The sequence below is a fragment of the Pseudomonas floridensis genome (assembly GCF_002087235.1).
In the GTDB taxonomy this organism is placed as follows: domain Bacteria; phylum Pseudomonadota; class Gammaproteobacteria; order Pseudomonadales; family Pseudomonadaceae; genus Aquipseudomonas; species Aquipseudomonas floridensis.
The window spans coordinates 1-545 of sequence record NZ_MUIO01000271.1 but is presented as its reverse complement, the minus strand read 5'-3'; the positions used below and the strand labels follow the sequence as shown (position 1 = coordinate 545).

Genomic DNA, 545 nt, shown 5'->3' with positions numbered 1-545 from the left:
ATCCGCTGACCGTGGTGGCCAAGGAGCTGGCGCGCGATGTGCGGGTGATGTGTTTCGATGAACTGTTCGTCACCGACATCGGCGACGCGGTCATTCTCGGCGGGCTGTTGCAGGTCATGTTCGAGCAGGGTGTGGTGCTGGTCTGCACCTCTAACCAGCCGCCGGATCAGCTATACAGCCATGGCCATAACCGTGAGCGTTTCGTGCCGGCGATTGCCGCTATTCAGGCCTATATGACGGTTGTGGCTGTCGACGGTGGCGAGGATCATCGCCTGCATCCCGGGCTGTTGCATCAGCGTTACTGGGTCAGCGAATCCGGGCACCCCAGCGCGCTGCAGCCGATCTTCGAAGCGCTCAGCGCCGGGCAGCCGGTGCATGACTCGCAGGTCATGCTCGGCTACCGCAGCATCAATGTGATCGAGCATTCCGACACGGCGGTGTGGTGCCGCTACCGTGATCTGTGCGAGCAACCGCTGGCAGCGATGGATTTCATTGCCCTGTGCGATCGCTTTTCGGTGATTTTGCTCGGCGAGGTCCCGGCCTTG

The 545-nt window shown here is 61.8% G+C and carries 1 protein-coding gene; it reads left to right on the top strand.

Annotated elements, in window-relative coordinates; genetic code table 11:
- Nucleotides 1-545 (top strand): cell division protein ZapE (zapE, locus tag BZK31_RS28840; RefSeq protein ID WP_157900848.1); only part of this gene is annotated, 545 nt, incomplete at both ends.